This window comes from Tumidithrix helvetica PCC 7403, from assembly GCF_965232925.1.
Lineage (GTDB): Bacteria > Cyanobacteriota > Cyanobacteriia > Pseudanabaenales > Pseudanabaenaceae > Tumidithrix > Tumidithrix helvetica.
Window position 1 is genome coordinate 211042 of record NZ_CBDDRA010000006.1, and the last position, 9525, is coordinate 220566.

Annotated in this window: 10 protein-coding genes, 1 tRNA gene and 1 pseudogene; 9 read left to right on the forward strand and 3 right to left on the reverse strand. The window is 44.6% G+C overall.

Annotation, left to right across the window (positions count from 1 at the left end; translation table 11 throughout):
- Positions 1-317 precede the first annotated feature (317 nt).
- Positions 318-1688: a four-carbon acid sugar kinase family protein gene (locus ACP2WE_RS08150; RefSeq protein WP_425215055.1), complete on the reverse strand. Its 1371-nt coding sequence runs from the start codon at positions 1686-1688 to the stop codon at positions 318-320.
- 151 nt (positions 1689-1839) lie between these two features.
- Here ACP2WE_RS08150 and ACP2WE_RS08155 point away from each other — a divergent pair, with 151 nt between their 5' ends.
- The gene (locus ACP2WE_RS08155; protein ID WP_425215056.1) at positions 1840-2178 is read left to right on the forward strand and encodes a hypothetical protein; all 339 of its coding nucleotides are present in this window, start codon (positions 1840-1842) and stop codon (positions 2176-2178) included.
- A 248-nt stretch (positions 2179-2426) separates the two neighbouring features.
- A tRNA-Ser gene (locus ACP2WE_RS08160) sits at positions 2427-2511 on the forward strand.
- A 702-nt stretch (positions 2512-3213) separates the two neighbouring features.
- Here ACP2WE_RS08160 and ACP2WE_RS08165 read toward each other — a convergent pair.
- Positions 3214-3543: pseudogene (locus tag ACP2WE_RS08165) on the reverse strand (winged helix-turn-helix transcriptional regulator); the annotation flags it as partial.
- Between the two features lie 231 nt (positions 3544-3774).
- Between ACP2WE_RS08165 and ACP2WE_RS08170 the strand changes: the two are divergent.
- From ACP2WE_RS08170 to ACP2WE_RS08200, 7 genes are all read left to right on the forward strand, one after another.
- Positions 3775-4434 carry an SDR family NAD(P)-dependent oxidoreductase gene (locus tag ACP2WE_RS08170; RefSeq protein WP_425215057.1) on the forward strand — a complete coding sequence of 220 codons (660 nt, stop codon included), beginning with the start codon at positions 3775-3777 and terminating at the stop codon, positions 4432-4434.
- A gap of 15 nt (positions 4435-4449) precedes the next feature.
- On the forward strand, positions 4450-4845 hold the full coding sequence (locus ACP2WE_RS08175; RefSeq protein ID WP_425215058.1) for a nuclear transport factor 2 family protein: 396 nt from the start codon (positions 4450-4452) through the stop codon (positions 4843-4845).
- Between the two features lie 16 nt (positions 4846-4861).
- Positions 4862-5764, forward strand: coding sequence for an SMP-30/gluconolactonase/LRE family protein (locus ACP2WE_RS08180; protein ID WP_425215059.1), 903 nt, complete (start codon positions 4862-4864; stop codon positions 5762-5764).
- A gap of 6 nt (positions 5765-5770) precedes the next feature.
- Positions 5771-6343, forward strand: coding sequence for an antibiotic biosynthesis monooxygenase (locus ACP2WE_RS08185; protein WP_425215060.1), 573 nt, complete (start codon positions 5771-5773; stop codon positions 6341-6343).
- Positions 6344-6523: 180 nt separating this feature from the next.
- The gene (locus tag ACP2WE_RS08190; RefSeq protein WP_425215061.1) at positions 6524-7591 is read left to right on the forward strand and encodes a hybrid sensor histidine kinase/response regulator; all 1068 of its coding nucleotides are present in this window, start codon (positions 6524-6526) and stop codon (positions 7589-7591) included.
- On the forward strand, positions 7588-8148 hold the full coding sequence (locus ACP2WE_RS08195; protein ID WP_425215062.1) for a hypothetical protein: 561 nt from the start codon (positions 7588-7590) through the stop codon (positions 8146-8148). The genes ACP2WE_RS08190 and ACP2WE_RS08195 overlap by 4 nt, the downstream gene beginning before the upstream one ends.
- Before the next feature lie 8 nt (positions 8149-8156).
- Positions 8157-8747: an antibiotic biosynthesis monooxygenase gene (locus ACP2WE_RS08200; protein WP_425215063.1), complete on the forward strand. Its 591-nt coding sequence runs from the start codon at positions 8157-8159 to the stop codon at positions 8745-8747.
- Between the two features lie 54 nt (positions 8748-8801).
- Here the strand turns inward: ACP2WE_RS08200 and ACP2WE_RS08205 are convergent, their stop codons facing one another.
- Entirely contained in the window at positions 8802-9374 is a 573-nt protein-coding gene (locus tag ACP2WE_RS08205) for a transglutaminase-like domain-containing protein (protein WP_425215064.1), read from the reverse strand.
- Positions 9375-9525: the final 151 nt, after the last annotated feature.

A 9525-nucleotide genomic window follows, 5' to 3' on the forward strand; every position in this document is an offset into this window, starting at 1 on the left:
AATGATAATCGCTAAGTCTAGGATAATACGGATCGCTTTATCTGTCTTGACTAAGACTTATGCAGCCCTGTAACAAATTGCGGACTAAAAGCTTAAACCTGTTGATACAGATTGACCTCAGATCCTTCCCAGTCAGTTTTAACTGACTTTCTTCTTGAAGCCAAGAATTTTAAGTTTTAGGCAATCGTTACTAACTTTACCTAGACAGAAAAGCTTATCCCACAGTTCCCAAAAGATCTGAAACGGGTGAGGGAAGCGATCGCCGCCTTACTCTTTAAAAATGGGATAAATCGCTTTGGCTTGGTAAAAACTAAAGCTTAATCATAAATCCCCACAGCAAGACGGCTATAGACTGTGGCAAGCGCATCGGCATCGCCAACATTCCCAGGGAAGAGAACCACAGGTAAATCGGGAAAGCGAGGATGATCGGAAGGCGTGCGAACTACCGAGCAGCCTGCGAGAATTTGACCCAGCAAACGTGCAGTTGGTAGTGCTAAGCCAGTACTGAGAACATCGTTAGAGGTAATTCCGCCTTTACTAATTAAGAACCCAATATCCGCAGGCAAACCTTGCACGATCGCCATCAGTAAAGCCGAAACAGACTGGCCAAAGGCTTGGCGGGTAGTGACATCAGCAAAAGAGAGTTCCTTACGACTGGTAAAGATTGCCACCGTTTTGCCAGAGGCATGGATTTGGTCAACGCGATCGCTGACTTCTTTTAGCAAAATCTGGGATTCTTTTTCTACATCCGTTAGCAATCTCGATACATCGATTTCTACGGGAACGATATTTGCTGCTTGCAGAAGCTTCTCTAGTTGTTCCGTGGTTTTTTTGACATGGGAGCCAACGATCACAGCACCAGGCTTTGGCGATCGCATGTATTTTGACATCTCTTCGGCTGGGATTGGCTGTGGCGGCAACTGTGCCAAGGCAGTTAACAGACTAGCGGCGCTGCGAAACAGAAATCGCTTTCCTTGGGAAGCCGCGATCAGAATATCGCTAGCGAAGCGATCGAGGTCGGCTTGGGTTTCGCCATCCACGACACCGCACTGATTTCCCTTGAGCTGCATCAGCCGTTCTAGACTGCCCGCACGAATATCTGAGAGTAAAAATCTCTCCACGCGATCGCTCTTGATGCGACCGTTCGTTTTCTCTTCAACATAGTCGGGTAGATAGCTATACTTATAGGCAAATACGGAATCCTTGGCAAATTCCGTCTCATGCACGGGTGTGGGAATTCCATTCACAACGAGATAATGGATGCTATCGCGGGTAAAACGACCTCCCTCAAAGAAAGCAGGCACGAGGAAGTGGGCATCAAAACCACCTAATTCTTCCGCGATCGCATCGGTCTCAATGGGATAATGCCCCCGTAGCGTTGAATCAGAACGACTGACGACCAGAAATTCGGCGATCGCTTCGGCTTCGATTGCCAGTTTCAAATTGTGACAAACCTCACGGGTAACCGTGGCGGCATCGCTCGGTGTCAAGGCTCTAGTATTCGTTAACACAAACATAATGGGCGAGCGATCGGCTAGACCAGTTCTGAGAGTATCCACATCCCACTGCGTCAAAAGCAAACAGCTATGAACGGTTTGCGAACCTGTAGGATCGTCATCAAGGACAACTATTTTCGGTGATTTCAGTGGTGAGATTTCAGGAGAAGAACTTGGGGATGTGCTGGTCATTGAGAATTATGTCAAAAAAATAGGAAGAGAATTTAGGTAAGGACTTTGCAACCAGGAGGAAAATCATAGCTTGAAATCTATTTGTTATGATTGCAATTAAACAAGTTTTGCGAATAAACTTACATTGAAATCATTCCAAGGAGAAAAACGAATGAAGATTTACCTCACAGGTTTACCAGTAGTTGCTTCCTGTATTTTAGCCCTCTCTGCTCCCTGGGGCAATTCGCTCTCAGCCGAGGTAGTCTCATCGAAACTAAAAGACAGCGCTTTTAAGACTGAGCTTGTAACGAGTTGCGTGCGCGAGGCAACAAAACAAAGCGTGAGCGAAGAACAAGCAAAATCTTATTGTCAATGTTTTGCTGATAATCTCGAAAAACAAGATCCAGCCGTAACCCAAGAATTTTATACATCAATTCTCGCCAAGCAAAGACCCTCAGCCAAGGTAATTAATATGATTGAGGGGATTGTCAAGGCCTGTGCGCCCAAGTAAACATTTAGTAATTAGCTGTTGGCTATTAGCTTTTTTGAGTATCAGCAATTCTCATTTAGACTTTTACTAAGCTGTCAAATCCTGGACGAAGACATAGGCTTTTCAAGAGTTACCATTGTGGCTATTCTCAATAGCTGAGTGAGGTTAAGCCAAAATTGCCATAATGAGAATTGCTGTTTATGCATACTTCGCGCTCAATTCATCCTGTGTTGATGTTAAACTCGTTAAGCGCTAAAATGCAGTCCATTGGAGAGGTGGCAGAGCGGTTGAATGCGGCGGTCTCGAAAACCGTTATGGCGAAAGCCATCGGGGGTTCGAATCCCCCCCTCTCCGTAGATATCTTTGCCTCAGCAATACTAGATTTTGCTGAGGCAATTTCGGTCAAAAATCATGTTTTTTGCATCCTCATGCGATCGCTTAAAACGATATTTTGAGAGATCTGGCAGCTATTGTTCTCTCAAGAATTTTTTGAGGGGTTGAAAACCCTAAAAAACCCCAAAAACTTTCTAGCTTCCGTTTACCCATCAACTAAGCGTTGACAGACCACCAGATCGAGAAGTCCTATGCATGAAAGATTGACCCAAAAAATTCAGAATGATTTCGATCGCATTGCTCAGTTTGACCGAGAAGGTTGGAATCGCAGCAATAGATTGCAATAAATCTCACCCGTTCCTACACCATTCTTTTCATGAGATTCGCGATCGCTGCCACAAGTTCAAAAATCTCAACGGGCTCGCTTAGATGAATGCTATATCCGCTTGAGAAAGCAAGATCGCGATCGAGATCGTTTTCGGTCAACGCGATCGTCGGAATGGGATTTGCCAATTGACTAATTAGATTGCGGAGGTCACTAAAGTCATCTTTTATTTCAAAATTGACGATCGCAAGATCGGGGCGAATTCGTTCTAAATCTTGAAGAGATAACATCCTTGAGGCGGTAACTACATTTGCTCCTCGCAGTTCGCCCAACTCCCCTTCCATTCTCTGATTGAATATCTCGTTCCCGATCGCCAAAATCGTTAACCCATCCAAGAATCTGGCTTCTAACTGATATTCCTTAGAATTAGCTTTCCCCCATTCACACATTAATTCGGCAATCGGGCGTAAAGTCTCGCCATAGGCAGTTAGTGAATATTCCACTCGCGGCGGTGACTCAGCAAAAACTTGACGTGCGATGAGGGCATCTGCCTCTAGCTCCCGCAGTTGAGCCGTTAATACCTTTTGGCTAATTTCTGGCATCAATTGCATGAGTTCGCCAAATCGCTTACTTCCTCTCCTGAGCCACCAGAGAATCACACATTTCCATTTGCCGCCAATTCGATCTAGCGTGAACTCAACAGGACAGTGATATTTTTTTTCAGCCATGCTTGTAAAATCCTGACAGTAACCATTTGGTAACTTTTAATTGCCTGTGTTAAAAAGCTCGTAAGTTCTATTGCAATTCTAAAGGTATTTATACAAAACAACTCGGTAGCTTTGAATACATTTGAATATAAAGGAAAAGTTTAAGACTCACTTAGACTTTGTCTGTACGCATCATGTAAGTCCATAAATATCCATCAACCAAGATAATTTTGAAGTGAATCTGGGTAAAAAATGCATCAACCGATATGTGCGATCGCTGGATTTGGAGCAGGAGTCAGTATGGGAGTAGCCAGAGTCTTTGCCAAAGAGGGCTTCGGTTTAGCGTTGATCGCTCGCAATCTAGAAAAGCTAGAAGCAAATGCTGTAGAACTACGTCAAGCCGGATATACAGTGCATACATTTTCTGCGGATGCTGGGAACGAAGATTCCTTAATTCAAGCATTTGCTGAAATTCGCAGCCAATTAGTCGCCCCTGATGTACTAATTTACAATGCCGCAGTGATGACGATGACTAAGCCCAGCGAACTTCCAACCGAGAAATTAATCTCTGAGTTTAACGTGAACGTAGTTGGTGCTTTAGTCTCAGCACAGCAAGTTATCCCAGCGATGAAAGCTAAGGGAAAAGGCACAATCCTATTTACTGGAGGTGGACTTGCCCTATATCCCTTTTCAGATTTGGTGTCATTAGCAATCGGGAAGTCAGGAATGCGAAGTTTGGCATTTTGTCTGGCTCAAGAATTGCAGGAATTTGGAATTCATGTAGGCACTGTGACTATCTGCGGCACGGTAGAAGTTGGAACTCATTTCGATCCCGATGCGATCGCGCAATCCTATATGACTTTACACAAACAATCTTTTGCACAATTTGAGACTGAAATAATTTACAACTAACCCAAAGGAGTATCTATGTCCGCAAATAATCGAATCCACGAATTGTTGGAATTTTTCAAGACTAATCCACCACCCGAAGTAATCTACGAGAGTTATTACGACGAGAATGTTGTGGTGCAGGAAAATCTACAGCCGCCGCGTGTCGGACGCGCCATGAGCATCGAACGGCAGAAGTTGATGAATGCCAATATTAAGGAAATCCATGATTTCAAAATTGCAGCGGTACTAGTGGACGGCGATCGCACGGCAGTTGAAATGCACATAGAAGCCACCACGTTGGACGGCTATCATTTTCGTCTTGAAGAAGTCGGATTGCAAACTTGGAAAGATGGCAAAATTATCCGCGAACGCTACTTCTACGATCCCGCTAGCTTTGAAGGCAAGGCTAAAGAATACAACCAAATTCATTAATTTAAGGCGTAAAATTATGGACTTTCCCAGCGCGATCGCTTCTGCACAGACCATTACAGAATTTCCCGTTAATACTTTTCTAGAAAGTATTGTTGTTGGTGCGGATAATACTTTATTTATCACCAGTCATTATGAAGGTAAAGTTTTTCGGATCGGTTCGGATGGAGTGCCTGAAATCCATGCAACCATTCAGGGCAAGGCAACTGGATTGGCTTTAACCCCTGACGGAGAAATTTTGCTGTCGGGTTGGGACGAACAGGAAACTTCAGTAGTATGGTGCATTTCTGCTAATGGAACGGTCGAGCTTCTCGCAAAAATGCCAGAAGCCTTGTTTTTGAATGGTTTGACTAGACTGAGTGGGAATCGCTATTTAATTGCTGATTCTTATCGCGGCGCAATTTGGGAGTTAGATCTCTCTACAAAAACGGTTGGTATTTGGCTGGAACATCCATTTCTGGCTCGAAGTTCACCCGAAGAAGTCTTTCCTGCTGTGAACGGCTTAAAGATTTATGAAAATTTTCTCTACGCCTCCAATACACAAAAGCAACAAATTGTGAAAATATCAATTCTTGCAAACGATCGCCCAGGCGAACCAGAAATATTTCTAACTGGGATGAATATGGATGATTTTGCTTTTGACAAAATGGGGAATCTCTATGGGACGACTCATGTGTTTAATAGCGTGGTGAAAATCAGATGCGATTCCCAGAGGGATGCGAACCGCCCCACCGTAACTACGATCGCTCAATTAGAACAGGGAATGGCAGGCAGTACGGCGGTGGCTTTTGGGAAGACCGAAGGGAATCTGACTCATCTTTATGTCACAACAAACGGTGGTATGTCATTTCCGCCACCCACTGGGATTGAATCTGCTAAGGTTGTCTGTCTAGATGTGGGAATTGAAGGTTTACCCCTATAAAAGCCTATGAATCCTGCAAATTCTCAGCAAGATCCCCCCGTGACGGTGGATATCGTTCAAGTAGTCAAAATAGGTTCTGAAGAAGCTTTTGAGGCAGTACTTACAAAGCTTATACAAGCTTCAGAATCTTTTGAAGGACATTTAGGCTCAAATGTTTTTCGTTCGTCCAATCCAGAAAATCAATCTGAGTATCGAATTATCTTCAAATTCGATTCCCTAAGCAATTTGAGGAATTGGGAGAATTCTGAAGTTCGACATAGATTAATAGAAAGTGTCAAACCTTTCATCGTCGGAGTTGTGAACTGGCAAATTGTGACTGGTTTAGAGACTTGGTTTACGCTTTCAAGCAAAGGGGCGATCGTGCCTCCTCCTCGTTATAAAATGTTAGTCATTACTTTTCTAGCAGCTTATCCGACTAGCAATTTGATTAATTTACTATTGCAGCTTTTCACTTGGATTCCCTCAATCTTACGAACGTTAATCAGCGTGCTTGTTCTCTTATCATCAATGACATATATCATCATGCCGCGACTGACTAAACTCTTTGCAAGGTGGTTGTATCCTAAAGTCAAATCATAGTTTCAATTTCACTTATTGGTTTAGGTTGCGCGATGAATAAAGATCGATAGGTAAGATTATCTGCCCTTGTTAATGTGGCTAACGAATTGACTATCTGTCATCGGGGTGAAGGCAATTTGAGCATTTTATGTAACCATATAAGGTCGTGAATGCCGTACTTGACACCCCCTAGTTGTTTGCATGATGCCCCCCGATCGCCTGTTAGTTGTAGATGATGTCCCTGATAACCTGTTTCTGATTCGTACCATCTTAGAAGAGGAAGGGTATGAGGTACTAACAGCATCGAATGGCGAGAAGTGCTTAGCCCTAGTCCAGTCAGAGCTGCCCGATCTCGTGCTACTGGATGTGATGATGCCTGGGATCGATGGCTATGAGGTCACCCGCCGCATGCGCAGCCAAAAAGATTTACCCTTTATCCCGATTTTGCTGATTACTGCCTATGACCAGTCGAGTGCAGTCAAGGGGCTAGATTTAGGCGCAGATGAATTTATTCGCAAACCCGTTGAGGCAGATGAGTTACTCGCAAGAGTCCGATCGCTGTTGCGACTCAAACACAGCATCGAAGAACGCGATCGCATTGCCCAACAACGTCAAGATTTTGTGTCTCGACTCACCCACGATCTGCGCACTCCCCTAGTTGCCGCAGATCGGATGCTCGGTTTGTTGCAAGATGGGGCATTAGGACATATCTCCCCCGATGTTATAGAAGCGTTGGAGATTATGTCTCGCAGCAATCGCAATTTGCTGGAAATGGTCAATAAGTTGCTGGATGTATATCGTTACGAAGCAGGCAGCAAAACCCTTAACCTTCAGCCTTTAGATTTGGCGGAACTGGTTACTGAGGTCGTGCAGGAACTCGGCGCGATCGCCAAGTCCAAGGATCTAGCATTAACCATTGAGATTCAAGAGCATTTACCCACGATTAAGGGCGATCGGCTGGAATTGCTACGGGTTTTTAACAATTTAATCGGCAATGCGCTCAAATTTACCGAAGCGGGTAAAGTTCATGTTAGCCTAGAGAAAATTGGTGCAGAGATCCTGGTGACGATTACCGATTCGGGTATTGGTATTCCAGAGGCAGATCAACCTTTTCTGTTTCAAAGATTTCAACAAGGCAGTCACCAAAAACAAGGCAGTGGGCTAGGTTTATATCTGTCGAATTACATTGTTGCCGCCCATGGTGGCAGAGTTACGCTCCAGTCTGCACAAGATCGAGGCTCTAGCTTCTCTGTACATTTACCTTTATGAATACGCACCAGCACCAATACGACACCCTACTGTGTCACTACAGCAACCAATTAGAAGCGATCGCACTTTTACGGCAATATCGCCCCTATTTTGAGCTAATTCCCAGTCTCAGACGACCGACAGATAGCGTGATTAGCTTGCCCCTACCTGTAATTAAGCTTGCGATCGCCCAAGATAATCAAAATCACATTCAGTTAAATTGCGATCTTGCCTTAATCATGTGCGATCCAGATTGGAAGGTGAAAACTGGACGCGAGGTGTTTATTTTTATTCATCGTCCTGGGGAAGACTTTTCATCGCTCCTACGGCGGTGGCGACAGGTAGAAGTTGTCTTGGGCGATGAGTATTACTGGCTCATGCCTTGGAAGCATCGCAACCTCATGGGGGATAAGGGTGAGTTTCACTATCCGCTATTTGTGACCCTTGACTACACACCGCCTCGAATTAAACGGGGTCTAGAAGGGGCTTCCCTGCCATTTGTCGAAGCAGAAGTACCAGAGATCGATACACCGCCTGACATGGAAGAGGCTGAAAGCGCGATCGCCGATCAAAACTAATTCTTCCTATGCAAAACTCTGAACAGCATCCAGCCCCAATCACGTTAGTCATCTCAGAGATCGTCGAACCAGACCGCATACAGGAATACGAAGCTTGGACAAAAGGAATCAATCAATCTGCCCAGCAATTTGAAGGATTTCTCGGTGTTGAAGTCATTTGCCCGCGCGACCATGATTATCCTGAGTATGTGGTTATTGTTAAATTTGATAATTACATTCACTATAAAAACTGGCTAAACTCACCCACCTATCAAAAGTGGATGGAGCGATCGCAAGACTTTATCTCAAGGCGATCGCACCAGCAGTTACCGACAGGATTAGAGCTATGGTTCTCGCTACCAAGAGATAGAAGCTATAACCCACCCCAACCGGCATATTACAAGCAAGTAATCCTTGGTGTCGTGACTGTGTATCCATTGATTTTGCTCGCGAATGCCCTTCTGAATCCCTTCCTTCAAGGACTCCCACCCTTATTAGGTTTATTGATATCCGTGATCTTCGTATCCGCCTTACTGACCTATCCAGTCATGCCTTGGTTGACAAAATTTCTCAGTTTCTGGCTTTATCCCTCATCTCGACGCAAGCGGTCTGGAAGTTGACGCAGAAGCATTCCCAACAAAATCATCGATAGGAATCAGGGAAGCTCGTACTGTTTAAGATCGGGAATATTCGCGCCTTCTCACGGTAAGACCGTAGGTTGAGATCGCTTCCAAAGGGAGATCGGGAAGATCCTGCAATAGTTCATCCCACGTACGCTGCGTTTGTAAAGCTCGAACCACGACGGGAAGAGGTTCCGCCAGAATTTCTTGAAAATCGGCTTCTTCGGGAAATTGCAGGCGATAAGCCAATTTCTCTTGGGGCGGAGCGAACTGGGCATCCACATCTTGGCGGTTGCCCCTCGCATCTACGCGATACCAGCCAAAATCCTTTAGATACAAAGCATTGAACCCGTGCAAACTATAGGGTGCGCCGTTATCAAAAACGCTCAATCGTTGATAACAAAAACCCGTAGGAATATGATTGGCTCTAAGCAGTGCAGCCAGTAAATGACTTTTAGCAAAGCAATAACCTGTCTGATATTTGAGTACATCGGAAGCCCGACAGGTTAGAGGATTCATCTTGCAGTCAGAGCTGTGATGAATGCGATCGCGTACCCACTCAAAACTTGTCCTTGCGACTTCCAATTCAGTTGGATTTTGCGAGGCAATCTGTTTTGCCAGTTCCAAAATCGTAGGATGCTGCCAATCAACGATCTCATACCAATTTAAAGGCGTAGGATAACAGATAGACTAAACTAGAGAAAAAAGTATAAAGGCAGAAGTAAGATGGCAGGGAAAACAGCGATCGTCATCAAAGAAACAGAACAAGAACTAGCAG

Bases quoted from the DNA above. Each gene is read 5' to 3' on its own strand.
- ACP2WE_RS08155 (WP_425215056.1), top strand. From the start codon at position 1,840: ATGAAGATTTACCTCACAGGTTTACCAGTAGTTGCTTCCTGTATTTTA.
- ACP2WE_RS08195 (WP_425215062.1), top strand. From the start codon at position 7,588: ATGAATACGCACCAGCACCAATACGACACCCTACTGTGTCACTACAGC.
- ACP2WE_RS08170 (WP_425215057.1), top strand. From the start codon at position 3,775: ATGCATCAACCGATATGTGCGATCGCTGGATTTGGAGCAGGAGTCAGT.
- ACP2WE_RS08180 (WP_425215059.1), top strand. From the start codon at position 4,862: ATGGACTTTCCCAGCGCGATCGCTTCTGCACAGACCATTACAGAATTT.
- ACP2WE_RS08175 (WP_425215058.1), top strand. From the start codon at position 4,450: ATGTCCGCAAATAATCGAATCCACGAATTGTTGGAATTTTTCAAGACT.
- ACP2WE_RS08185 (WP_425215060.1), top strand. From the start codon at position 5,771: ATGAATCCTGCAAATTCTCAGCAAGATCCCCCCGTGACGGTGGATATC.
- ACP2WE_RS08190 (WP_425215061.1), top strand. From the start codon at position 6,524: ATGATGCCCCCCGATCGCCTGTTAGTTGTAGATGATGTCCCTGATAAC.
- ACP2WE_RS08150 (WP_425215055.1), bottom strand. From the start codon at position 1,688: ATGACCAGCACATCCCCAAGTTCTTCTCCTGAAATCTCACCACTGAAA.
- ACP2WE_RS08200 (WP_425215063.1), top strand. From the start codon at position 8,157: ATGCAAAACTCTGAACAGCATCCAGCCCCAATCACGTTAGTCATCTCA.